The following is a 22,408-nucleotide window of genomic DNA, read 5'->3' as shown; positions in this document are numbered from 1 at the left end:
CGCCCGCGTCCCGAGGTCAGCCGAGCGGCTGGAACGTCTCGAAGGCGACGTTGCGCAACTGGGTGCACTCGGCGCCGTCCCACTGGTCGGCGGCGCAGCTGATCATGATGGCGTAGCCGTGCGTCGCGTCCATCTTGAAACCGCGGTTGAGCACCCGGACCTTGATCCCCTTCTGCTCCCGCTCGAACTCCCAGTCGGCGACGGTGGGGTAGCCGCGGTAGTCCACCGCGTCGATGCGGATCTGCCGGTAGCTCGTGCTGCTGCCCGCCACCGCGGGGGCCGCCTTGGCCCAGGCGAGGCGCGCGTCGTCGCCCGGCTTGTCGGTGTAGTCGACCTGGATCCGCGGGAATCCACCGTCACGGCTGTATATGCCGCCGGAGTTCTCACCCGCTGTGGCCGTCTGCTTGAAGCCCTCGGGCATCGCCATGGTGAAGTGGAACGCGAAATTCCGCTCCAGGAAGAATCCGGCCGGGAGGGCGCCGCCCGCGCCGCCGGACGTGGCGCCCTGGCCCTGGCTCGCGCCCGGGGTCTGCTGGCCCTGGCCCGGCTGGCCGCCGGTGCCGGTACCCGCTCCCGCGCTGCCGTTGGCGCTGCCGCCCGTCTCGCCGGTGTTCCCCGAGGGCTTCGGGGAGGTGTCCCCGGTCCCGCCGGCGCCCGGGTCCTTCGGGGCCGAGGCCCCCGGAGTGGGCTTGCCCCCGCCCTTGCTCTCGTCCTTGCCCTTCTTGCCGTCGCCGCTGAAGGCGTAGGCGATGAGCGAGCCGACCACCGCCAGCACCACGACCACGGCCGCCGCCGCGAGCACGATGGTGCGGCGCTGCATGACGTCCGTGAGCGGAGCCTTGACGGGCGACGGCTTGGACTTCGGCGGCTCCGCGGCGGAGACCGCCGTGGCGGCGGCCGCTGCCGTGGCCGCCTTGCGGGCCGCCTTCAGCGCGGCGCGGGCGCGCTCGCGCTGCTCGCGGTCGCGCCGCTCGCGCTCCTTCTTCGCCGCCTTCTCGGCGGCCTTCGCCGCCTTCTCGGCGGCCGCCTTGTCCGCCGCCTCCTTGGCGTCGGCCAGCGAGATCTGCCGGGTCTCCTCCGCCGCCGCGACCACTACGGGCGCGGGCACGGGCTCCGGCGCCGCGAGGACGGCGTTGAGCATCGCCCGGGCACGGGTGTCGTCGAGCCGGTGGGCCGGGTCCTTGGCGAGCAGGCCGTAGATGACCTCGGTCAGCGGGCCCGCGTTCTTCGGCGGGTCCACCGGCTCGGTCATCACCGCGGTGAGGGTGGCGAGCGCGGACCCCTTGTCGTACGGGGGTACTCCCTCGACGGAGGCGTACAGCAGACCGCCGAGCGACCACATGTCGGCGGGCGGGCCGGGCTTGTGGCCGCGGGCGCGCTCGGGGGAGATGTAGGAGGGGGCGCCGACGAGCATGCCGGTGGAGGTGACGGAGGGGTCGCCCTCGACCTGGGCGATGCCGAAGTCGGTGAGGACGACACGGCCGCTGCCGGCGATGAGCACGTTGGACGGCTTCACGTCGCGGTGCAGGATGCCCTGACCGTGCGCGGCGCGCAGTACGTCGAGCACCGCGAGGCCGACTTCGGCGGCGCGGTGCGGGGTGAGGGGGCCGTTGTCGCGTATGAACTCGGCGAGCGAGGGGCCCTCGATGAGCTCCATGACGATCCACGGCCGGCCGTCCTCGTCGACGACGTCGTAGACGGTGACGGCGCCGCCACTGCGGATCCGGGCAATGGCCTTGGCCTCGCGGAGGGTACGGGTGATGAGGCGTCGCTTCTCGTCGTCGTCGACCCCGCTGCTGAAGCGGAGCTCCTTGACGGCGACGGTCCGGCCGAGGGTCTCGTCCTGAGCCCGCCAGACGGTACCCATCCCGCCCTTGCCGAGCACGGCTCCCAGCCGGTACCGGCCGGCCAGCAAGCGCCCCTCGTGCTGCCCGTCCGCGGCGGCCTTCGCGGCGGCGGCCTTGACGGCGGCGGCCATGGCATCCGCCTTCTCGACGACAGGGTTCCCCCCGCCCGCCTTGCCCAACCCGGCATTCCCGACCGCAGGCTCCTCACTGCCGGACTTCGCCGCAGCCGTCCCGGCAGCCTTGCTCAGCATTGGCTTCGCAACCACCGGCTCAGCGTCAGCGGGCGCCGCCGCAGGCGCATCCGAAGCCGCGGCGTCAGCCGTCGGCGACCCGGCAGACTTCGCACCCTCAGGCTTCGCCGCAGGCGCATCGGCAGGCGCAGCGTCAGCCACCGGCTCGGCCTCGGCAGGCTCCACCACAGGCGCATCGGCAGCCCTGCTCAACCCGGACTTCGCAGCCGCAGGCGCATCGGCAGGCTCGGCACCCTCAGGCTTCGCCACAGGCGCATCGGCAGGCTCAGCACCCTCAGGCTTCACCGCAGGCGCATCCGCAGCGTCAGCCACCGGCCCCGTCCCGGAAGGCACGCGGCCAGCCGAAGACTTTGCACTGTCAGGCTTCGCCGCAGGCGACTCGGTGTGCTCCGGCTTCGACATGCGTCCCCTCTGCGATCGTGCCGCTGCTCCGCCTGCCCCAGCGGCTGAGCGACCCGGCGGCCGGGGCTCGCGATAACCCGCCCCGGCAGAACCCTCATTGTTCCTCACTCCGCAACGGACGGGCGCCCCGGGTCTGCGGTTCCCCCCTCCGCATCCCGGAGTTACAACGGAACGATGTCGGGCGCCCCCAGCCGCGCCGCGTCCGCCGTCTGGTCATCGGGCTGGCGCTGCGACTCCCGTTCCGCCTGGACCCGCTTCTCGTAGTGCTCCACTTCCTTCTCGATCTGCTGCTTGTCCCACCCCAGCACCGGCGCCATCAACTCCGCGCATTCCCGCGCCGACCGCGTCCCCCGGTCGAAGGTCTCGATCGAGATCCGCGTCCGCCGCGTCAGCACGTCGTCCAGGTGCCGCGCCCCCTCGTGCGAGGCCGCGTACACGATCTCCGCCCGCAGGTAGTCGTCCGCCCCGGACAGCGGCTCCCGCAGCCCCGGGTCGGCGGCCATCAGGTCCAGCAGTTCCTCCGTCAGCGAGCCGAAGCGGTTCAACAGGTGCTCCACCCGCACCACATGAAGACCCGTCCGGGCCGCGATCCTGGCCCGTCCGTTCCACAGCGCCCGGTACCCCTCCGCCCCCACCAGCGGCACGTCCTCCGTCACGCATTCCGCCACCCGCTGGTCCAGCCCGTGCACGGCCTCGTCGACCGCGTCCTTCGCCATGACCCGGTACGTCGTGTACTTGCCCCCGGCAACCACCACCAGCCCCGGCACCGGGTGCGCCACCGTGTGCTCGCGGGACAGCTTGCTCGTCGCGTCGGACTCCCCGGCCAGCAGGGGCCGCAGGCCCGCGTACACACCTTGGACGTCGTCCCGGGTGAGCGGCACCGCCAGCACCGAGTTCACGTGCTCCAGCAGGTAGTCGATGTCCGCGCTCGACGCCGCCGGGTGCGCCTTGTCCAGGTCCCAGTCGGTGTCCGTGGTCCCCACGATCCAGTGCCGGCCCCACGGAATGACGAACAGCACCGACTTCTCGGTCCGCAGGATCAGCCCGGTGCTCGAATGGATCCGGTCCTTCGGTACGACCAGATGGATGCCCTTCGAGGCCCGTACGTGGAACTGGCCGCGCTCGCCGATCAGCGCCTGGGTGTCGTCCGTCCACACCCCCGTCGCATTCACCACCTGCTTGGCGCGGATCTCGTATTCCCCGGTCGCCCCCCGCCCCCCTTCCACATCACGCACCCGCGCGCCGACCACCCGTTCGCCCTCACGCAGGAAGCCGACGACCCTCGCCCGATTGGCGCAGTGCGCCCCGTACGCCGCGGCCGTCCGCACCAGCGTGGTGACGTACCGGGCGTCGTCCATCTGGGCGTCGTAGTACTGCAGGGCACCCACCAGCGCGTCCTTGCGCAGCGCCGGCGCCACCCGCAGCGCGCGCTTGCGCGACAGGTGCCGGTGCACGGGCAGGCCGCGCCCGTGCCCGCTGGAGACCGACATCGCGTCGTACAGCGCGACGCCCGAGCCCGCGTACAGCCGCTCCCAGCCCTTGTGCTGCAGCGGGTAGAGGAAGGGCACGGGCTTCACCAGGTGCGGGGCGAGACGCTCCAGCAGCAGGCCGCGCTCCTTCAGGGCCTCGCGCACGAGGGCGAAGTCGAGCATTTCCAGGTACCGCAGGCCGCCGTGGATCAGCTTGCTGGAGCGGCTGGAGGTACCCGAGGCCCAGTCCCGGGCCTCCACCAGGCCGGTCGACAGGCCGCGCGTCACGGCGTCGAGCGCGGTGCCGGCGCCCACCACGCCCGCGCCCACGACCAGCACGTCCAGTTCCCGCTCGGCCATGCCGCCGAGAGCCTCGGCCCGCTGCGTCGGCCCCAGTGTCGCTGTCCTCACGGCTGCCTCCCGTTGGTGCGGATGAGATCCCACTGGTGCTCATGAGATCCCGCTCACATGCCCCCGTTCCATGATTCTGACCGCCCGCACCCACATCAGCCACCGCCTGTGGACAACACAACGGCGGCGTCCACCTCAGAATGCGACATATCTTTCATATATACGCCTAGTCTGACATTGCGCCAGCTTCCCCTGTGCCCCCGGAGGACTTGCGCCGCAGCCCCCTCATGTCAGGGAAGGGACGGCACCCCCATGCCCGCAGATCTCGCCGTCATCGGACTCGGCCATCTCGGCCTCCCACTCGCCCAGGCGGCCGTCGCCGCCGGAATCGAGACGGTCGGCTACGACAGCGGTCCGATCACGGACTCCACCCTCACCGCCGCCGAGATCCGCCGCATGTCGGCGGCCGGCTTCCGGGTCACCACCAACCCGGCCGAGCTCGGCCGGGTCCGCACGGCCGTCATCTGCGCCCCCACCCAGCTCGGCGCCGACCGCGCGCTGGACCTCTCCGCCGTCGGCGAGGCCGGCCGCGCGCTCGCCGCCCGGCTGCGCCCCCACACCACCGTGATCCTCGAATCCGCCGCCCACCCGGGCGTCACCGAGGACTACCTCCGCCCGATCCTCGAGGCCGGGTCCGGACTGCGGGCCGGCCGGGACTTCCATCTGGCCTACTCCCCCAGCCGCCTCGACCCGGGCAACCGCACCCACGGCATCTCCAACACCCCCAAGGTGATCGGCGGCCTGACCCCCGCCTGCACGGAGTCCGCGCACGCCTTCTACGCCCGCCTCACCGAGAAGGTGGTCCGCGCCCGCGGCCTGCGCGAGGCCGAGACCGTGCAGCTCCTCGAGACGAACTACCGCCACGTCAACATCGCCCTCATGAACGAGATGGCGGTGCTCTGCCACGACCTCGGCGTCGACCTGTGGGACGTCATCCGCTGCGCCGAGACCAAGCCGTACGGATTCCAGGCCTTCCGCCCCGGTCCCGGGGTCGGCGGCCACGGCGTCCCCCTCGACCCCAACTACCTCCCCCACACCACCCGCACCCCGGGCCACCCCCTGCGCATGATCGGTCTGGCGCAGGAGATCAACAACCGGATGCCGCAGTACGTCATCCAGCGCTCGGCCACCCTGCTGAACGAGCACGGCAAATCCGCCCGCGGGGCCCGCGTCCTGCTCCTCGGCGTCACGTACAAGCCCGACCTGGCCGATCAGGAGGGTTCCCCGGCCCGCGAGATCGCCAGCCGCCTCATCGACCTCGGGGCGCTGATCAGCTACCACGACCCGTACATCACGGGGTGGCGGGTCAGGGACCGGCCGGTCCCCCGTGCCGAATCGTTGTACGAGGCCGCCGCGAACGCGGACCTGACCATCCTGCTCCAGCACCACCGCACCTATGACCTGCAAGGACTCGCCGTGAAGGCCCAGTTGCTGCTGGATACCCGCGGCGCCAGCCCGGTGGGCGCGGCCCACCGGCTCTGACCCCGGGGAAAACCCACCCACGGATGTCCGACGCTGCTGCTAGCCTGCGGCGTCACTTATCTCGCACATACGTCCCCCTGGACAGTTGTGCGTGCGCATCCCTGGGGGGATTTCCCGAATGAGCCAGAACGTCACGCCGCCCGCGCCCGATTCCTTCACCGCGGCTCCCGCCCCGGCCCCGGCCCGCACCGGCAACCTCGGCCTAGGTGTCGTCGCCGCCGTCGTCGCGGCCCTGGTCGCGGCGGGTGCGTACGGCGGGATCATGAACGCCATCGACCGCGAGATCGGCTACGCCGCGATCGGTGTCGGCCTCCTCGTCGGCCTCGCCGCGGGCAAGATCGGCGGCCGTAACCCGATCCTCCCCGCCGTCGCCGCCCTGCTCTCGCTCGGCGCCGTCTACCTCGGCCAGCTCTTCTTCATCGCGCTCGTCCTGGCGGACTACGGCAAGGTCGGCGTGGGCGAGGTCTTCAGCGAGGTCGGCTTCGGCGGCCTGGCCGACCTCTGGAAGGAGGGCATGGACTTCATGTCCTACGTCTTCCTCGCCATCGGTGGCGCCGCTGCCTTCAGCGCGGCCAAGAAGATGGGCGACTGACGTCCCATCGCGGTTCGCACACGCCGGAGGGCCGGCACCCCACTCGGGGTGCCGGCCCTCCGGCGTACTGGCTGATCGGTCAGCGGCTGTGCTGCGAGTCCGCGATCGTGACCTCGACCCGCTGGAACTCCTTGAGCTCGCTGTAGCCGGTGGTGGCCATCGAGCGGCGCAGGGCGCCGAAGATGTTCATCGAGCCGTCCGGGGTGTGCGAGGGACCGGTGAGGATCTCCTCGGTGGTGCCCACGGTGCCGAGGTCGACCTTCTTGCCGCGCGGCACGTCCTCGTGGACGGCCTCCATGCCCCAGTGGTTGCCCTTGCCGGGCGCGTCGGTGGCACGGGCCAGCGGGGAGCCCATCATCACGGCGTCCGCGCCGCAGGCGACGGCCTTGGGGATGTCGCCCGACCAGCCCACGCCGCCGTCGGCGATGACGTGCACGTAGCGGCCGCCGGACTCGTCCATGTAGTCGCGGCGGGCAGCGGCCACGTCCGCGACGGCGGTGGCCATCGGGACCTGGATGCCCAGCACGTTGCGCGTGGTGTGCGCGGCGCCGCCGCCGAAGCCGACGAGGACGCCGGCCGCGCCGGTGCGCATCAGGTGCAGGGCCGCCGTGTAGGTGGCGCAGCCGCCGACGATGACCGGAACGTCGAGCTCGTAGATGAACTGCTTGAGGTTCAGCGGTTCGGCGGCGCCCGACACGTGCTCGGCCGACACGGTGGTGCCGCGGATCACGAAGATGTCCACGCCCGCGTCGACGACGGCCTTGGAGAACTCGGCCGTGCGCTGCGGGGAGAGCGCCGCGGCGGTGACGACGCCGGAGTCGCGCACCTCCTTGATGCGCTGACGGATCAGGTCCGCCTGGATCGGCGCGGAGTAGATCTCCTGGAGACGACGGGTCGCGGACTCCTCGTCCAGCTCCGTGATCTCGTCGAGCAGCGGCTGCGGGTCCTCGTACCGGGTCCACAGGCCTTCGAGGTTCAGCACGCCGAGGCCGCCGAGCTCGCCGATGCGGATCGCGGTCTGCGGGGAGACGACCGAGTCCATGGGGGCGGCCAGGAAGGGGAGCTCGAAGCGGTACGCGTCGATCTGCCAGGCGATCGAGACCTCCTTCGGGTCCCGGGTACGCCGGCTCGGGACGATGGCGATGTCGTCGAACGCGTACGCCCTGCGGCCGCGCTTGCCGCGCCCGATCTCGATCTCAGTCACGTGTGGTGGCCTTTCCTCTGGGTCTGCCCGTCCAGTATCCCCGAACGCCGGGGGCATGCGTTCCGGTGACCGCCGTACGGACACCGTCGCGGCCCCGCCGGCGTTCGAGGCGCGCAGCCTCGGGGGCGCGGCCCCCGCAACGGCGAGGAGCGGGCCCGGTTGCTCCGGACCCGCCCCGTGCGCCGGCTCTGACTCCGGCCGCTACCCCTTGCGGGAGTAGTTCGGCGCTTCGACGGTCATCTGGATGTCGTGCGGGTGGCTCTCCTTGAGGCCCGCCGAGGTGATCCGGACGAACCGGCCGCGGTCCTGCAGCTCGGGAACCGTGCGTCCGCCGACGTAGAACATCGACTGACGCAGGCCGCCGACGAGCTGGTGCACGACCGCGGAAAGCGGACCGCGGTAGGGGACCTGGCCCTCGATGCCCTCGGGGATGAGCTTGTCGTCGCCGCCCACGCCCTCCTGGAAGTAGCGGTCCTTGGAGAAGGAGCGCTGGTCGCCGCGGGACTGCATCGCGCCGAGCGAGCCCATGCCCCGGTAGGACTTGAACTGCTTGCCGTTGATGAAGAGCAGCTCGCCCGGGGACTCCTCGCAGCCCGCGAGCAGCGAGCCGAGCATCACCGTGTCGGCGCCCGCGACCAGGGCCTTCGCGATGTCGCCGGAGTACTGGAGGCCGCCGTCGCCGATGACCGGGACGCCGGCCGCCTTGGCGGCGAGCGAGGCCTCGTAGATCGCGGTGACCTGCGGGACGCCGATGCCGGCGACGACGCGGGTGGTGCAGATGGAGCCGGGGCCGACGCCGACCTTGATGCCGTCGCAGCCGGCGTCGATCAGCGCCTGGGCGCCGTCGCGCGTGGCGACGTTGCCGCCGATGACATCGACGCCGGCGTTCGACTTGATCTTGGCGACCATGTCGCCGACCAGGCGGGAGTGACCGTGGGCGGTGTCGACGACGATGAAGTCCGCGCCCGCCTCGATCAGGGCCTGGGCGCGCTCGTACGCGTCGCCGGCGACACCGACGGCCGCGCCGACGAGCAGCCGGCCGCCCTTGTCCTTGGCGGCGTTCGGGTACTTCTCGGCCTTGACGAAGTCCTTGACCGTGATGAGGCCCTTGAGGATGCCCGCCTCGTCGACCAGCGGAAGCTTCTCGATCTTGTGGCGGCGCAGCAGCTCCATGGCGTCCACGCCGGAGATGCCGACCTTGCCGGTGACCAGCGGCATCGGGGTCATGACCTCGCGCACCTGGCGGGTGCGGTCCGACTCGAAGGCCATGTCTCGGTTGGTGACGATGCCGAGCAGCTTGCCGGCGGGGTCGGTGACCGGGACGCCGGAGATGCGGAACTTCGCGCAGAGCTCGTCGGCCTCGCGCAGCGTCGCGTCCGGGTGCACCGTGATCGGGTCGGTGACCATGCCGGACTCGGAGCGCTTGACCAGGTCGACCTGGTTGGCCTGGTCGGCGATGGAGAGGTTGCGGTGCAGCACGCCGACGCCGCCCTGGCGGGCCATCGCGATGGCCATGCGGGCCTCGGTGACCTTGTCCATGGCGGCGGACAGCAGCGGGACGTTCACACGGACGTTCCGCGAGATGAGGGAGGAGGTGTCGATCGCGTCAGGCGACATGTCCGACGCGCCCGGCAGCAGCAGCACGTCGTCGTAGGTCAGTCCGAGCGTGGCGAATTTGTCGGGTACTCCGGTCGAACCGCTGTCGGTCATGACACCTTCCCAATGGTCTTGCTCGGCGCGGATGTCCATGCTAACGGGATCCCGACGCGTCTCATTCCACGACCAAGGTCAAGCAGAAGTTTCGTCGTTTCCTACGACTGCGAGCGCCCGCGGCGGCTGCGATCCACCGACCGCGACCGGCGCGGGATGCCCGCACAGGGGCGCACACGGGCGTACGTGGACCTCGCGGTCCGCCCGGCCGCCCTACTGCTCGGCGAGCGCCCGCAGTCGGCTCAGCGCCCGGTGCTGGGCCACGCGCACCGCCCCGGGGGACATCCCGAGCATCTGCCCGGTCTCCTCCGCGGTCAGCCCGACGGCGACCCGCAGCACGAGGAGCTCGCGCTGGTTCTCCGGAAGGTTGGCCAGCAGCTTCTTGGCCCAGGCCGCGTCGCTGCTGAGCAGCGCACGCTCCTCCGGGCCCAGCGAGTCGTCGGGCCGCTCCGGCATCTCGTCGGAGGGCACCGCCGTGCTGCCCGGATGCCGCATGGCGGCCCGCTGCAGGTCGGCCACCTTGTGTGCCGCGATCGCGAAGACGAAGGCCTCGAAAGGCCTTCCGGTGTCCCGGTAGCGCGGCAGCGCCATCAGGACGGCGACGCAGACCTCCTGTGCAAGGTCCTCCACGAAGTGACGAGCGTCACCGGGCAACCGCGACAGCCGCGTACGGCAGTAGCGGATCGCGAGGGGGTGCACGAAGGCGAGCAGGTCGTGCGTGGCCTGCTCGTCGCCCTCCACCGCCCGGCGTACGAGCGCGCTGACGCCCCCGGAACTGCCGCCTTTGGCGGCGCCGGTCGGGCCTGTGGCCGCGGGTGACCCCTGGGCCTCGTCGTCACGCATCAATCCATGGTGCCTTGGCGCCGAAGCATCCGCGGCACCGTGGCCCTTGTTGTGCATCGAAGCGTTATGAGCAGGTGCGCCGGAACCCATCGTCTGCGCCCTCCCCTCCCGCTCGGCCGAATAGTCCCCGAGAGACTCCACACCCTCAAGGATGCGGCATCGCGCACGAAGCGAGACGTCCCCCGGATTGTGCCCCGCCAACCCCCGGGTGCGCACCGGGTACGGCGGGGACAGGGATGCCCCCGACAACAGGAGATCACGAGGGGGGCGCGGCGCCCCGTCCGCGCATGGCGGACGGGACCGCTCCCGCGGATCCACGGCCTGCGGCGGCCCGGCCCGGACGGCCCGGGCCGTGGGGTCAGCGGACCAGACCCCAGCGGAATCCGAGGGCCACGGCGTGCGCCCGGTCCGAGGCACCGAGCTTCTTGAACAGCCGGCGGGCGTGCGTCTTGACCGTGTCCTCGGAGAGGAAGAGCTCGCGCCCGATCTCCGCGTTGGACCGGCCGTGGCTCATGCCCTCCAGGACCTGGATCTCGCGCGCGGTGAGCGTGGGCGCGGCGCCCATCTCGGCCGAGCGGAGCCGGCGCGGGGCCAGTCGCCAGGTCGGGTCGGCGAGGGCCTGGGTGACCGTGGCCCGCAGTTCGGCGCGCGAGGCGTCCTTGTGCAGGTACCCACGGGCGCCGGCGGCGACCGCGAGGGCCACGCCGTCCAGGTCCTCGGCGACCGTCAGCATGATGATGCGGGCGCCGGGGTCGGCCGAGAGCAGCCGACGGACCGTCTCCACACCGCCCAGCCCGGGCATCCGTACATCCATCAGAATCAGGTCGGAGCGGTCGGCGCCCCAGCGGCGGAGGACTTCCTCGCCGTTGGCAGCCGTCGTCACACGCTCGACGCCGGGCACGGTGGCAACCGCGCGACGGAGCGCCTCTCGGGCAAGCGGGGAGTCGTCGCAGACGAGGACGGATGTCATGACCGCCCTCCGCAGCTGCTGATGCGCGTCACCTTGAGCCTCCAGGCTGGTACGTATCGTCACCTGTGCGGTCGATGCTCCCGGACACCTGTCCGAGAACTTATTGGTTCAACCGCCTTCGCACTCTCAACGATGGTCACTCGAAAGAGTTACGGGTCGGACGGACACCTTCAGCACTCTACGTGAGGAAGCGATCACGACCCGGGAGGCGCGAGTCGCTTGTCCTCCATCTGGAGCTATGACCTATTTGGCGGCTTTCCTTCCGTTTGGCACGTGTCTGAGGCTAGATTCCCAATGAGTCATATTTACATCTACTCCGACAGTAGGTGTGGAGACATGGACCGTATCCGCCTCAGTACCGGCACCAAGAGGGACTACCAATGGCAGATTTCTCCCGCCTCCCCGGACCGAACGCCGACCTCTGGGACTGGCAGCTCCTCGCTGCCTGCCGCGGGGTCGACAGCTCCCTCTTCTTCCACCCGGAAGGCGAGCGGGGCGCGGCCAGGAGCGCGCGCGAGGCCTCGGCTAAAGAGGTCTGCATGAGATGCCCGGTGCGTTCGGAATGCGCCGCGCACGCACTCGCCGTCCGAGAGCCCTACGGGGTGTGGGGCGGCCTCACCGAGGACGAACGCGAGGAACTCATGGGCCGCGCCCGGCATCGCCTGATCCCCGCGTCGAGTGCGATCGGACCTATCGCTCCGAACTGAGCGCACGACGAAACGTCAGAAGGAACGTTTCCTCGCATCATCGGCACCACCGGGCGTGTCGCCGCCCGGCCCGCGTTTCACGCGTTCGGCCGTACCCGGCCGTCCGAGTTCGGCCCGCGCGGCCGTCCGATGCGTGCGCCCCCGGCCGCCGCCGGGGGCGGCGGGTCAGCGCGCGGCCGCACGCTCCAGCTCGGCCAGGGTCGCGGCCACGGCCGGCACCCGGGCCAGGTCGGGCAGGGTCAGCGCCACGACCTCCCGCTCGACGGCCGGCTCCACCGCCACCATGCTCACACCCTTGGCCCGTACGGACTCCACCGCGAGCTCCGGCAGCACCGCCACGCCCAGCCCGGCGCCGACCAGGCCGACCACCGCCGGGTAGTCGTCGGTGGCGAAGTCGATGCGCGGGGTGAAGCCCGCGACCTCGCACACCTCCACCAGATGGCGGCGGCAGCGCGGACAGCCCGCGATCCAGGGCTCGTCCGCCAGCTCCGCCATGTCCACGCGCTCCGCACCGGCCAGCCGGTGCCCCTGCGGAACCAGCCCGACGAGCCGGTCCGTCAGCAGCGGCCGCACCACGAGGTCGTCCCACTCCGCCGCGGAATGGGCGGACCCGCCGTAGCGGAAGGCCAGCGCCAGGTCGCAGTCCCCCTCGCGCAGCATCTCCACCGAACGCGGCGGTTCGGCCTCGACCAGCGAGATACGGGTCCCTGGATGCTCGGCGCGCATCGCCGCGAGCGCGGTCGGCACCAGCGTGGAGCTGCCGCTGGGGAAGGACACGAGCCGGACCCGGCCCGCGCGCAGCCCCGCGATGGCCGCGACCTCCTCCTCGGCCGCGGTCAGCCCGGCCAGGATTCCCGCGGCATGGCGCACCAGGGCCTCACCGGCCTGGGTCAGCCGCATCTCGCGGCCGGTGCGGATGAGCAGCGGAGTGCCGGCCGACTGCTCCAGCGCCTTCATCTGCTGGGAGACGGCGGGCTGGGTGCAGCCGAGCTCGCGGGCTGCGGCGGAGAAGGACCCGGTCCCGGCGACAGCGCGCAGAACCCGGAGATGACGTGCCTCGATCACCCTTCGAGCATAAGCCCTGCTTTGACTGATGAGCGAATATCCCGGTGACGCTTTGGGGCGGCCCGATTAACGTGGTCCCATGGGCTCCATGCATCTGATCTCCGTGAACCTGGGCCGCGCCACGGCCGTCGACTACTCCGACGCGGAGGGCGGGGTGACGGGCATCGGCAAGCGCCCCGTCCCCGGACCGGTCCGCATCGTCGCCCCGGGCCCGAAGGCCACCGGCCTCGGCAGCGGCCTGGCGGGCGACGCCGTCTGCGACCGGCGCCACCACGGGGGCGACCACCAGGCCGTCTACGCGTACGCCCGCGAGGACCTCGACCTGTGGGAGCGCACGCTGGGCCGCGAGCTGCCCGGCGGGGTCTTCGGCGAGAACTTCACGACCTCCGGCATCGACCTGAACACCGCGCGCCTCGGCGACCGCTGGCGGGTCGGCGCGGACCTCGTCCTCGAAGTGGCCTCGGCCCGTATCCCGTGCCGGACCTTCCAGGGGGCCCTGGGCGAGGCCGGCTGGGTCAAGCGGTTCACGCAGGAGGCCCGGCCGGGTGCGTACCTCCGGGTGATCGAGGAGGGTTCGGTCTCCCCCGGTGACCCGATCGAGGTCATCCACCGGCCGGACCACGAGGTGACGGTGCAGCTCTGGTTCCGCGCCTTCACCACCGAGCGGGCCCTGCTGCCGCTCACCCTGGCGGCGGGGGCGGCGATGGAGCCGGAGGCCCACGAGCGGGTTCACCTGTACGTGGAGAAGTACGGGGCGGGGGCCGGGGCGAAGTAGCGCCGTCATCGGGGGAAGCTAGGTTGCGCCTATGACGACTGCGTTGATTACGGGATCCACGGCGGGCATCGGCGCCGCTTTCGCCCGGCGGCTGGCCGCCCAGGGGCACAATCTGGTGCTCGTGGCACGGGACACCAAGCGGCTCGGCGAACAGGCCACCGAACTGCACGACCGGCACGGCATCGAGGCGGAGGTACTGGCAGCCGACCTCTCCACGGAGGAGGGCATCGCGGCGGTCGAGCGGCGCCTGGACGACCGCACCCACCCGGTGGACCTGCTGGTCAACAACGCGGGCTTCGGCAACAAGGGCCGGTACCTGGAAGTCTCCATGGCCGATGAGCTGACCATGCTGAAGGTGCACATCGAGGCGGTCCTGCGGCTGACCTCGGCGGCGACCGCGTCGATGCGCTCGCGCGGCCGCGGCGGCGTGATCAACGTCGCCTCGGTGGCCGCCTTCCTGCCCCGCGGTACGTACGGGGCGAGCAAGGCCTGGGTCGTGCAGTTCACCCAGGGCGCGGCGCGGGACCTGGGCGGGTCCGGGGTGCGGCTGATGGCGCTGTGCCCGGGCTTCGTACGGACGGAGTTCCACGAGCGGGCCGGGATGGGTACGGACAACATCCCCGGCTGGATGTGGCTGGACGCCGACAAGCTGGTGGCCTCGGCCCTGGCGGACCTGGCGCGCGGGAAGACGGTGTCGATCCCCGACCCGCGGTACAAGGCGCTGATGGGCGTGGTGAAGCTGACGCCGCGCGGGCTGCTGGGCGGCGTGTCCTCGCGCACGGGCCGCAAGTACGGCCCCCAGTAACCGCGGAGGCTACCCGGGTGGCGCCTTCCACGAGCGGCTGATCGGGCGAAATCTCCCTAAACTGGACCTGTCCCATCCAGCACGGGAGGCGACGCGATGACATTCGTACAAGTGATCGATTATGAGACCAGGCGGTTCGACGAGATGAACGCGCTCATCGACCGATGGGCGGAGCAGAGCAGCGGCAGGCGCACGGCCACGCACACGATGATCGGCCAGGACCGCGAAGCCCGGAACCACTACGTGGACATGGTGGAGTTCGCCTCGTACGAGGAGGCCATGAAGAACTCCGGGCTCCCCGAGACGGACCGGATGTTCCAGGAGATGGTGGCTCTCTGCGAGGGCATGCCGAAGTTCATGAACCTCGACGTGGTCCGCGACGAGCACCTCAACAAGCAGCTCGCCGACCGGGTGTTCACGGAAGCGGCCATGGCCGGGAACATGAGCGTCCTCGACGAGTGCTTCGCCACGAACTACATCGACCACGACTCCAGCAAGGCGGAGTCCACCGTCATCGGACGCGACGCCATGCGGTCGGACATGGAGACGTGGCGCGCGGCCTTCGACATGGCCTTCCAGCCGATGGCCCAGCTGGCCGAGGGCGACATGGTCACCACGGTGTGGAGCTGGCGCGGCACCCACAAGGGCCCGTTCATGGGAGTCGCACCGACCGGGAAGACCTACGAGATGTCCGGGAGCACCACCTTCCGGTGCCTGGACGGAGAGATCGTCGAGGGCTGGTGGCACTACAACACCGCGGCCCTGCAGCAGCAGATGGGCGGATCCGGCCTCCCCTACGGGACCTGAGCCCCCACCACGGGGAAGGCCCCGTCCCGCGACTGCGGGACGGGGCCTTCTCGGCGTGGTGCGCGTGGTGCGTGCGATCAGTGGCTGTGGCCGTGACCGTGACCGGCGTCGCCCTCGTCGTCCGCCGGCTTCTCGACGACCAGGGTCTCGGTCGTGAGCAGCAGGGAGGCGATCGAGGCGGCGTTCTCCAGCGCGGAACGGGTGACCTTCACCGGGTCGATGACGCCGGCCTTGACCAGGTCGCCGTACTCGCCGGTGGCGGCGTTGAAGCCCTGGCCCTTGTCGAGCTCGGCGACCTTCGCCGTGATGACGTAACCCTCGAGACCGGCGTTCTCGGCGATCCAGCGCAGCGGCTCGACGGCGGCGCGGCGCACGACCGCGACACCGGTGGCCTCGTCGCCCGACAGGCCGAGGTTGCCCTCGAGGACCTTCACGGCGTGGACGAGCGCGGAGCCACCGCCGGAGACGATGCCCTCCTCGACCGCGGCGCGGGTCGCCGAGATGGCGTCCTCGAGACGGTGCTTCTTCTCCTTGAGCTCCACCTCGGTGGCGGCGCCGACCTTGATGACGCAGACGCCACCGGCGAGCTTCGCCAGGCGCTCCTGCAGCTTCTCGCGGTCCCAGTCCGAGTCGGTCGACTCGATCTCGGCCTTGATCTGGTTGACGCGGCCGACGACCTCTTCGGAGCTGCCGCCACCGTCGACGATGGTGGTGTCGTCCTTGGAGATGGTCACGCGGCGCGCGGAACCGAGTACGTCCAGACCGGCCTGGTCGAGCTTGAGGCCGACCTCCTCGGCGATGACGGTGGCACCGGTGAGGGTGGCCATGTCCTGGAGCATCGCCTTGCGGCGGTCGCCGAAGCCGGGGGCCTTGACGGCCACCGCGTTGAAGGTGCCGCGGATCTTGTTGACGACGAGGGTGGAGAGCGCCTCGCCCTCGACGTCCTCGGCGATGATCAGCAGCGGCTTGGAGGCGCCGGCCTGGATGACCTTCTCCAGCAGCGGCAGGAGGTCCTGGATCGAGGAGATCTTGCCCTGGTTGATCAGGATGTACGGGTCGTCGAGGACGGCCTCCATACGCTCCTGGTCGGAGACCATGTACGGCGAGAGGTAGCCCTTGTCGAAGGCCATGCCCTCGGTGAACTCCAGCTCCAGGCCGAAGGTGTTGGACTCCTCGACGGTGATGACACCGTCCTTGCCGACCTTGTCCATCGCCTCGGCGATGAGCTCGCCGACCTGCTGGTCCTGCGCGGAGAGCGCGGCCACGGCGGCGATGTCGGACTTGTCCTCGATCGGGCGGGCGGTCGCGAGGAGCTCCTCGGACACGGCCTTGACCGCGGCGTCGATGCCCTTCTTCAGGGCGGCCGGGGAAGCACCCGCGGCGACGTTGCGCAGGCCCTCGCGGACCAGCGCCTGGGCCAGCACGGTGGCGGTGGTGGTGCCGTCACCCGCGATGTCGTTGGTCTTGGTCGCCACCTCCTTCACGAGCTGCGCGCCCAGGTTCTCGTACGGGTCGTCCAGCTCGACCTCGCGAGCGATGGTGACACCGTCGTTGGTGATGGTGGGGGCGCCGAACTTCTTGTCGATGACGACGTTGCGGCCCTTGGGGCCGATCGTCACCTTGACCGTGTCGGCAAGCTTGTTGACGCCGCGCTCGAGGGCGCGACGGGCGTCCTCGTCGAACTTCAGGATCTTCGCCATGGGAGCGGTTCAGCCCTCTCGAAAACTCGGGTTTAACGAGCTGCGCCCCTCGCCGCCCGGCAATCAGCGGGGTGACCAGGGGCGCAGCTCAAAGCAGTACTGAAGAAGAGAATTACTTCTCGACGATCGCGAGCACGTCGCGAGCCGAGAGGACGAGGTATTCCTCGCCGCTGTACTTCACTTCGGTGCCGCCGTACTTGCTGTAGAGCACGATGTCGCCGACGGAGACGTCCAGCGGGAGACGCTGGCCGTCCTCGAAGCGACCCGGGCCAACCGCGAGGACGACGCCCTCCTGGGGCTTCTCCTTCGCGGTGTCCGGGATGACCAGGCCGGAGGCCGTGGTCTGCTCGGCGTCGAGCGGCTGGACCACAATGCGGTCCTCAAGCGGCTTGATGGCAACCTTGGAGCTGGTGGTCGTCACGATCCGACCTCCCCCTTCGGAGATCCGGGGTCAACTGTCTGAGGTGGCGACCAGGTCGATCCGTCGTCGCGGGTGCCGGATCTGCCTGTCGCTGCGTTGGCACTCACCAGGGGCGAGTGCCAGGTGCGAGACTATTCCGGCGATTAGCACTCGGTCAAGCGGAGTGCCAATTCCCGACCCCCGAGTGTTGCGCGGGCCGGTACCGCAACGCCCGCCACCCGGAGCTCACAGACGCGCCGGATCGCTACTCTCCAGCACATGACCAGGAGAAACGCAGAGCTGCGCTGGCGCGACATCATCTCCATCACCGTCGGTCAGGCCATCGGCCTGATCGGCTTCGCGTTCCCCCTCTGGGCCCTGGCAGCCGTCACCCGCGACCTCCTCGCCCGCCGACGCCGCCCTTTGAGCCCCGCCGGCGATTGAGGCACGGAGCCGGGCAGCGCCCTCCTGGGCCCGCCCGCGGGCGGGCCCAGGAGGGCGATATGTGACGCTTGGTCCGTGCGCATCCTCGTGGTCGAAGACGAAGAAGGCCTCGCCGAGTCCCTGCGGCGCGGCCTGTCCGCCGACGGGCACCACGTCGAGGTCGCCCACGACGGCCACCGCGGCCTGGACCTCGCCCTCGCCCTCGCCGGCGGCCCGTACGACGTCGTCCTGCTCGACCTGATGCTCCCGGGCCCCGGCGGCCACGAGATATGCACCCGCATGCGCGCCCACGGCGACACCACCCCGGTCCTGATGCTGACCGCCCGGGACGGCGAGTACGACGAGGCCGAGGGCCTGGACTCCGGCGCCGACGACTACCTCACCAAACCGTTCTCCTTCGTGGTCCTGGCCGCCCGGATCAGGGCCCTGGCCCGCCGCGCCGGCGCCCCCGAGCGCGGCACCCTCCAGGTGGGCGACCTCGTGCTGGACCCGCAGGGCCGCCGCTGCCGCCGCGGCGAGCGGGACATCGAACTCACCGCCCGCGAACTGGGCGTGCTCGCCTGCCTGATGGAGCAGCCCGGCCGGGCCGTCGCCAAGCAGGACATCCTGGACGAGGTCTGGGACACCCCGCACGACATCGACCCGAACATCGTCGAGGTGTACGTCTCCTCGCTGCGCAAGAAGATCGACGCCCCCTTCGGCCGCCGCTCGATCCGCACCGTCCGCGGGACCGGCTACCGGATGGCCCCCGACGGTGGTTAGCGGGATCCGGGCGCGCACCGCCGCGGCCGCCGCCCTCGCGATGGCCGCCGTCCTCGCCGGAGGCGGGCTGTGGCTGCACGCCCTGCTGCGGGCCAACCTCCTCGACAACACCACCGGCCGCGCCGAACTCGCCGCGCGCAAGGTCGCCGCCCAGCTCGACAGCCGGACCCTGCCGCCCGGCGGACGGCTGCCCGCGCCCGAGAGCGGGGTGGACCTGGTCCTCGTACGGGACGCGGCCGGCCGGACGGTCGCGAGCACCGGCGACCCGACGCACACCCCCGACCTCGACGGCGCCCCGCTGCCCGGCCCCGGGGCGGACTCCCGGTCGGCCGTACTCCCGCCCGCGCGCCCCGGCGGGGAGCGGCGCGCGGTGGTCGTCGTCGGGGCGCCGGGGGCGCACACGGTGTACGTGATGACCGTGCTCGGCGATGTCGACGACGCGACCCGGGCCGTCGCGATCGGGCTGCTGGCGGGCGCTCCCCCGCTGACCGGCTTCGCCGCGGCCCTGGCCTGGTGGGTGACCGGCCGCGCACTGCGCCCGGTGAGCGCGATCCGCTCCGAACTGGCCGCGGTCACCGCGAGCGAGCTGGACCGGCGGGTTCCGGACCCGGGCGGGGCGGACGAGATCGCACGGTTGGCGCGGACCGTCAACGACACCCTCGACCGGCTGGAGCGCTCCGACGCCCGACAGCGGCAGTTCACCGCGGACGCCTCCCACGAGCTGCGCAACCCGCTGCGCCAGGCCCGCACGGAGGTGGTCGTACGGGCCTCCGCGCACGAGGGCTGGGCGGTACTGGAGGTCACGGACGACGGACCGGGCATCCCGGAGGCGGACCGGGACCGGGTGTTCGAGCGCTTCTCCCCCAGCTGCCGCTGGGAGGGGCCCCCGGGGCCGGACGCGGACCGCGGCCGGGCGAGCGGCGGCACCGGGCTCGGTCTGGCCATCGTCCGGGAGATCGCGCGGGCGCACGGCGGAGATGTACGCGCGCTGCCGGCGCCCGGCGGGGGCGCGCGGCTGGTGCTGCGCATCCCGTAGCGCTCCGTCGGCGTGCTGCGCATCCCATGACGCTCCCCCGGCGTGCCGCGCTCCCGTGCGCTCCGCCGACGCCCCTCAGGATTCCTTCAGCGGACCTCCGTCAGCATCGACAGGCATGAGCGCGCACCGGAGGAAGCCGACGAACCGATCCCGCCGCCGCCCGTCCCGCGGGCGACGGCTGGGCCGCACGCTGCTGGTCACCGGGTGCGTGCTGGTGGCCCTGACGGGGGGCGGCGCCTGGTACCTGTATCGCGACCTCGCCGCCGGCATCGGCAGCTCCAAGGCCCTCGAGGGGGCGGAGAAGTCGAAGTACGGCGACAGCAACATCCTGCTCATGGGCCTGGACAGCCGCCGGGACCAGAACGGCGAGAAGCTGCCGGAGGAGGTCCTCGACAAGCTGCACGCCGGCAGCTCGGACATCGGCGGCTACAACGCGAACACCCTGATCCTGCTGCACGTGCCCGGGGACGGGAGCCGGGCGAAGGCCTTCTCGGTCCCGCGCGACGACTTCGTCGACATACCCGGGCACGGCAAGGACAAGATCAAGAAGGCTTACGGGCTGGCGAAGGAGAAGCGGCAGGAACAGCTCGCGGCACAGGGGGTCAAGGACGCCCGGCAGCTGGAGCGGGACGGCCGGGAGGCGGGGCGCGCGGCGCAGATCGAGACCGTGCGGAACTTTCTGGGGGTCCCGGTCGATCACTTCGCCGAGCTGAATCTGGCCGGTTTCTACCACCTCGCGGACGCGCTGGGCGGCGTACCGGTGTGCCTGAACAAGGCGGTGAAGGACAGGTACTCGGGCGCCGACTTCCCCGCGGGGCCGCAGACGCTCGACGGCCGTCAGTCGCTCGCCTTCGTGCGGCAGCGGCACGGCCTGGACGCGGGTGACCTGGACCGGACGAAGCGGCAGCAGGCCTTCCTCGCGGGCGCGACGAAGAAGCTGGGCTCGGCCGGGACCTTCACCGATCCGGCGAAGCTGATCAAGCTGATCGACGCCGCGAAGCAGGACGTGGTGACGGACGAGGGCTGGGATCTGCTGGCGTTCGTGAAGCAGGCGAAGAACCTGTCCGGCGGGAAGGTGCAATTCACAACACTTCCCATCGAAGGCTTCGGCAGGAACCATGGGGAGGACATCAACGTCGTAGATGATATGAAGATAAAGCGCCTCATTGCCGAGCAGATCGGACCCAACACTTCCGCCGGCCCCGGCGCCCCGTCCTCACCCCCGTACTCGCCGGAAGCGGCACCCCCGCCGTCCTCACCGCCCTCCCCGTCCCCCTCCAAGGGCGGCGGCGGTATCCCGTGCGTGGACTGAAACCGCTGACGACGGCGGTCTCCCGCCGCCGCACCGAGGCGCTTCTCCTGGTCTTCGTCATCGCCATCGCCGTCTTCGGCCACACCGCCGCGAGCCTGGCGATGAACGACGAGCTGCCGCCCAACCTCGCCGGCTTCACCCTGAGCATGACCCTGCTGTCGCTGGTGGGACACCTGGGCGTGCGCCGGTTCGCGGCCTACGCGGACCCACTGATCCTCCCGCTCGCCATGCTGCTCACCGGTCTCGGCCTGGTCCTGCTGCACCGCCTCGACCAGGGCTACATCGAGCGCTACAACTCGGACGCGAACGCCCCCGGCCAGCTGATGTGGACGGTGGTCGGGGTCGCCGCCTGCCTGCTGGTGCTGGCGCTGTTGCGCGACCACCGGCTGCTGCAACGCTTCATCTACATCACGATGGCCGTCGCGCTGGTGCTGCTGATCGCGCCCGCGTTCTTCGGCGCGGACACCTACGGCGCGAAGCGCTGGATCAAACTCTTCGGCTTCTCACTGCAGCCCGGCGAATTCGTGAAGATCATGATCGCGATCTTCTTCGCCGGGTACCTGGTCATCCACCGGGACTCGCTGGCCCTGACGGGCCGCAGGTTCCTGGGGATGCGACTGCCCCCGATGCGCCAGCTCGGTCCGATCGTCACGGTGTGGATCGTCTCGATGCTGGTCCTGGTCTTCGAGCGCGACCTCGGCACCTCGCTGATCTTCTTCGGGGTGTTCGTGGTGATGCTGTACGTCGCCACGGAACGCACCAGCTGGATCGTCTGCGGTCTGCTCATGGCCTCCATGGGCGCCTTCGTGGTCGGCTCGACGGAGCCGCACGTCAAGGCGCGCGTGGCCGCGTGGCTCAACCCGCTGTCGTACTACTGGGAGAACCGGCCGGCGGGAGTCACCTCGGACCAGTCGGCGCAGGCCCTGTTCAGCTTCGGCACGGGCGGTATCTCCGGCACCGGCCTCGGCATGGGCAACCCCGAGCTGATCGCATTCGCCGGGCGCAGCGACTTCATCCTGACGACGGTGGGCGAGGAGCTGGGCCTGGCCGGGGTCATGGCCGTGCTGATCCTCTACGCACTCCTCGTACAGCGGGGGCTGCGCATGGCACTCGGCGCGCGCGACCCCTTCGGGAAGCTGCTCGCGGTGGGCCTGGCGGCGGCGCTGGCCCTGCAGGTCTTCGTGGTCGCGGGCGGCGTGACGGGCCTCATCCCCCTGACGGGCAAGGCCCTGCCCTTCCTGGCCAAGGGAGGCTCCTCCCTCCTGGCCAACTGGATCATGATCGCCCTCCTCCTCCGCATCAGCGACAGCACGGAACGCCAACGCGAGGCGGAAACCCACGGCCCGGCGGAAACGACGATCACGCCGGTGGTGGCGGCGGCGGTGGGACCGGGCGGCGGGTGACGGGGGGCGGG

At 71.2% G+C, this 22,408-nt stretch carries 20 protein-coding genes; 11 read left to right on the top strand and 9 right to left on the bottom strand.

The features are described from left to right. Nucleotides 1–16: 16 nt before the first annotated feature. Both ACIQZO_RS07780 and ACIQZO_RS07775 read right to left on the bottom strand, forming a co-directional pair. Nucleotides 17–2,500, bottom strand: coding sequence for a serine/threonine-protein kinase (locus ACIQZO_RS07780; protein WP_403621632.1), 2,484 nt, complete (start codon nucleotides 2,498–2,500; stop codon nucleotides 17–19). A gap of 161 nt (nucleotides 2,501–2,661) precedes the next feature. Beyond that, nucleotides 2,662–4,380 (bottom strand): glycerol-3-phosphate dehydrogenase/oxidase, encoded by a 1,719-nt coding sequence (locus ACIQZO_RS07775; RefSeq protein WP_403621629.1) that lies wholly within the window; start codon nucleotides 4,378–4,380, stop codon nucleotides 2,662–2,664. A gap of 252 nt (nucleotides 4,381–4,632) precedes the next feature. Between ACIQZO_RS07775 and ACIQZO_RS07770 the strand changes: the two genes are divergently transcribed. Together ACIQZO_RS07770 and ACIQZO_RS07765 are read left to right on the top strand one after the other, a co-directional pair. After that, nucleotides 4,633–5,862 carry a nucleotide sugar dehydrogenase gene (locus ACIQZO_RS07770; protein ID WP_403621626.1) on the top strand — a complete coding sequence of 410 codons (1,230 nt, stop codon included), beginning with the start codon at nucleotides 4,633–4,635 and terminating at the stop codon, nucleotides 5,860–5,862. 118 nt (nucleotides 5,863–5,980) lie between these two features. After that, nucleotides 5,981–6,454, top strand: a complete 474-nt coding sequence (locus tag ACIQZO_RS07765; protein WP_403621623.1) for a hypothetical protein — start codon at nucleotides 5,981–5,983, stop codon at nucleotides 6,452–6,454. A 79-nt stretch (nucleotides 6,455–6,533) separates the two neighbouring features. On the opposite strand, the gene ACIQZO_RS07760 is transcribed toward ACIQZO_RS07765, so the two are convergent. The 4 genes from ACIQZO_RS07760 to ACIQZO_RS07745 all read right to left on the bottom strand — a co-directional run bounded on the left by ACIQZO_RS07760 (nucleotide 6,534) and on the right by ACIQZO_RS07745 (nucleotide 11,181). Continuing rightward, nucleotides 6,534–7,658: a GuaB3 family IMP dehydrogenase-related protein gene (locus ACIQZO_RS07760; protein ID WP_327264027.1), complete on the bottom strand. Its 1,125-nt coding sequence runs from the start codon at nucleotides 7,656–7,658 to the stop codon at nucleotides 6,534–6,536. A gap of 201 nt (nucleotides 7,659–7,859) precedes the next feature. Further along, entirely contained in the window at nucleotides 7,860–9,368 is a 1,509-nt protein-coding gene (guaB, locus tag ACIQZO_RS07755) for an IMP dehydrogenase (RefSeq protein WP_403621620.1), read from the bottom strand. A 213-nt stretch (nucleotides 9,369–9,581) separates the two neighbouring features. Further along, nucleotides 9,582–10,211, bottom strand: coding sequence for a sigma-70 family RNA polymerase sigma factor (locus tag ACIQZO_RS07750; protein ID WP_403621617.1), 630 nt, complete (start codon nucleotides 10,209–10,211; stop codon nucleotides 9,582–9,584). A gap of 358 nt (nucleotides 10,212–10,569) precedes the next feature. Then, a complete protein-coding gene (locus ACIQZO_RS07745) occupies nucleotides 10,570–11,181 on the bottom strand; it encodes a response regulator transcription factor (RefSeq protein WP_003948568.1) in 612 nt (203 codons plus the stop codon). Nucleotides 11,182–11,561: 380 nt separating this feature from the next. Between ACIQZO_RS07745 and ACIQZO_RS07740 the strand changes: the two genes are divergently transcribed. Then, nucleotides 11,562–11,888, top strand: coding sequence for a WhiB family transcriptional regulator (locus tag ACIQZO_RS07740; protein WP_030011164.1), 327 nt, complete (start codon nucleotides 11,562–11,564; stop codon nucleotides 11,886–11,888). 165 nt (nucleotides 11,889–12,053) lie between these two features. Here ACIQZO_RS07740 and ACIQZO_RS07735 read toward each other — a convergent pair whose 3' ends face one another. Next, nucleotides 12,054–12,953 carry a LysR family transcriptional regulator gene (locus ACIQZO_RS07735; RefSeq protein WP_403621614.1) on the bottom strand — a complete coding sequence of 300 codons (900 nt, stop codon included), beginning with the start codon at nucleotides 12,951–12,953 and terminating at the stop codon, nucleotides 12,054–12,056. 88 nt (nucleotides 12,954–13,041) lie between these two features. Between ACIQZO_RS07735 and ACIQZO_RS07730 the strand changes: the two genes are divergently transcribed. The 3 genes from ACIQZO_RS07730 to ACIQZO_RS07720 all read left to right on the top strand — a co-directional run bounded on the left by ACIQZO_RS07730 (nucleotide 13,042) and on the right by ACIQZO_RS07720 (nucleotide 15,340). Then, a complete protein-coding gene (locus ACIQZO_RS07730; protein ID WP_403622122.1) occupies nucleotides 13,042–13,728 on the top strand; it encodes an MOSC domain-containing protein in 687 nt (228 codons plus the stop codon). A gap of 31 nt (nucleotides 13,729–13,759) precedes the next feature. Further along, nucleotides 13,760–14,533 carry an SDR family NAD(P)-dependent oxidoreductase gene (locus tag ACIQZO_RS07725; protein WP_403621611.1) on the top strand — a complete coding sequence of 258 codons (774 nt, stop codon included), beginning with the start codon at nucleotides 13,760–13,762 and terminating at the stop codon, nucleotides 14,531–14,533. A gap of 96 nt (nucleotides 14,534–14,629) precedes the next feature. After that, nucleotides 14,630–15,340, top strand: coding sequence for an ester cyclase (locus ACIQZO_RS07720; RefSeq protein WP_403621608.1), 711 nt, complete (start codon nucleotides 14,630–14,632; stop codon nucleotides 15,338–15,340). 77 nt (nucleotides 15,341–15,417) lie between these two features. Here the strand turns inward: ACIQZO_RS07720 and groL are convergent, their stop codons facing one another. Continuing rightward, entirely contained in the window at nucleotides 15,418–17,040 is a 1,623-nt protein-coding gene (gene groL / locus ACIQZO_RS07715; protein WP_403621605.1) for a chaperonin GroEL, read from the bottom strand. Nucleotides 17,041–17,152: 112 nt separating this feature from the next. Further along, the gene (gene groES / locus ACIQZO_RS07710; protein WP_053682586.1) at nucleotides 17,153–17,461 is read right to left on the bottom strand and encodes a co-chaperone GroES; all 309 of its coding nucleotides are present in this window, start codon (nucleotides 17,459–17,461) and stop codon (nucleotides 17,153–17,155) included. Nucleotides 17,462–17,719: 258 nt separating this feature from the next. On the opposite strand from groES, the gene ACIQZO_RS07705 reads away from it, so the two are divergent. The 5 genes from ACIQZO_RS07705 (at nucleotide 17,720) to ACIQZO_RS07685 (ending at nucleotide 22,397) form a co-directional block, all read left to right on the top strand. Next, a complete protein-coding gene (locus ACIQZO_RS07705) occupies nucleotides 17,720–17,884 on the top strand; it encodes a hypothetical protein (RefSeq protein ID WP_403621602.1) in 165 nt (54 codons plus the stop codon). 75 nt (nucleotides 17,885–17,959) lie between these two features. After that, the gene (locus ACIQZO_RS07700; RefSeq protein ID WP_403621599.1) at nucleotides 17,960–18,646 is read left to right on the top strand and encodes a response regulator transcription factor; all 687 of its coding nucleotides are present in this window, start codon (nucleotides 17,960–17,962) and stop codon (nucleotides 18,644–18,646) included. Beyond that, on the top strand, nucleotides 18,639–19,682 hold the full coding sequence (locus ACIQZO_RS07695; RefSeq protein ID WP_403621596.1) for a sensor histidine kinase: 1,044 nt from the start codon (nucleotides 18,639–18,641) through the stop codon (nucleotides 19,680–19,682). The genes ACIQZO_RS07700 and ACIQZO_RS07695 overlap by 8 nt, the downstream gene beginning before the upstream one ends. A gap of 115 nt (nucleotides 19,683–19,797) precedes the next feature. Beyond that, entirely contained in the window at nucleotides 19,798–20,994 is a 1,197-nt protein-coding gene (locus ACIQZO_RS07690; protein ID WP_403621594.1) for an LCP family protein, read from the top strand. After that, nucleotides 20,982–22,397 carry an FtsW/RodA/SpoVE family cell cycle protein gene (locus ACIQZO_RS07685; protein ID WP_403621591.1) on the top strand — a complete coding sequence of 472 codons (1,416 nt, stop codon included), beginning with the start codon at nucleotides 20,982–20,984 and terminating at the stop codon, nucleotides 22,395–22,397. The genes ACIQZO_RS07690 and ACIQZO_RS07685 overlap by 13 nt, the downstream gene beginning before the upstream one ends. Nucleotides 22,398–22,408 lie beyond the last annotated feature (11 nt).

Origin of the sequence: Streptomyces sp. NPDC097617 (assembly GCF_044761485.1) — a bacterium.
In the GTDB taxonomy this organism is placed as follows: Bacteria; Actinomycetota; Actinomycetes; order Streptomycetales; family Streptomycetaceae; genus Streptomyces.
This window is presented reverse-complemented; position numbering and strand designations above follow the sequence as displayed.

What these genes read in the sequence shown, in the direction of transcription:
- groL (WP_403621605.1), bottom strand. Translation starts at nt 17,040, where the DNA reads ATGGCGAAGATCCTGAAGTTCGACGAGGACGCCCGTCGCGCCCTCGAG.
- ACIQZO_RS07765 (WP_403621623.1), top strand. Translation starts at nt 5,981, where the DNA reads ATGAGCCAGAACGTCACGCCGCCCGCGCCCGATTCCTTCACCGCGGCT.
- ACIQZO_RS07730 (WP_403622122.1), top strand. Translation starts at nt 13,042, where the DNA reads ATGCATCTGATCTCCGTGAACCTGGGCCGCGCCACGGCCGTCGACTAC.
- ACIQZO_RS07745 (WP_003948568.1), bottom strand. Translation starts at nt 11,181, where the DNA reads ATGACATCCGTCCTCGTCTGCGACGACTCCCCGCTTGCCCGAGAGGCG.
- ACIQZO_RS07690 (WP_403621594.1), top strand. Translation starts at nt 19,798, where the DNA reads ATGAGCGCGCACCGGAGGAAGCCGACGAACCGATCCCGCCGCCGCCCG.
- ACIQZO_RS07780 (WP_403621632.1), bottom strand. Translation starts at nt 2,500, where the DNA reads ATGTCGAAGCCGGAGCACACCGAGTCGCCTGCGGCGAAGCCTGACAGT.
- guaB (WP_403621620.1), bottom strand. Translation starts at nt 9,368, where the DNA reads ATGACCGACAGCGGTTCGACCGGAGTACCCGACAAATTCGCCACGCTC.
- ACIQZO_RS07725 (WP_403621611.1), top strand. Translation starts at nt 13,760, where the DNA reads ATGACGACTGCGTTGATTACGGGATCCACGGCGGGCATCGGCGCCGCT.
- ACIQZO_RS07720 (WP_403621608.1), top strand. Translation starts at nt 14,630, where the DNA reads ATGACATTCGTACAAGTGATCGATTATGAGACCAGGCGGTTCGACGAG.
- ACIQZO_RS07740 (WP_030011164.1), top strand. Translation starts at nt 11,562, where the DNA reads ATGGCAGATTTCTCCCGCCTCCCCGGACCGAACGCCGACCTCTGGGAC.
- ACIQZO_RS07770 (WP_403621626.1), top strand. Translation starts at nt 4,633, where the DNA reads ATGCCCGCAGATCTCGCCGTCATCGGACTCGGCCATCTCGGCCTCCCA.
- ACIQZO_RS07705 (WP_403621602.1), top strand. Translation starts at nt 17,720, where the DNA reads ATGACCAGGAGAAACGCAGAGCTGCGCTGGCGCGACATCATCTCCATC.
- ACIQZO_RS07750 (WP_403621617.1), bottom strand. Translation starts at nt 10,211, where the DNA reads ATGCGTGACGACGAGGCCCAGGGGTCACCCGCGGCCACAGGCCCGACC.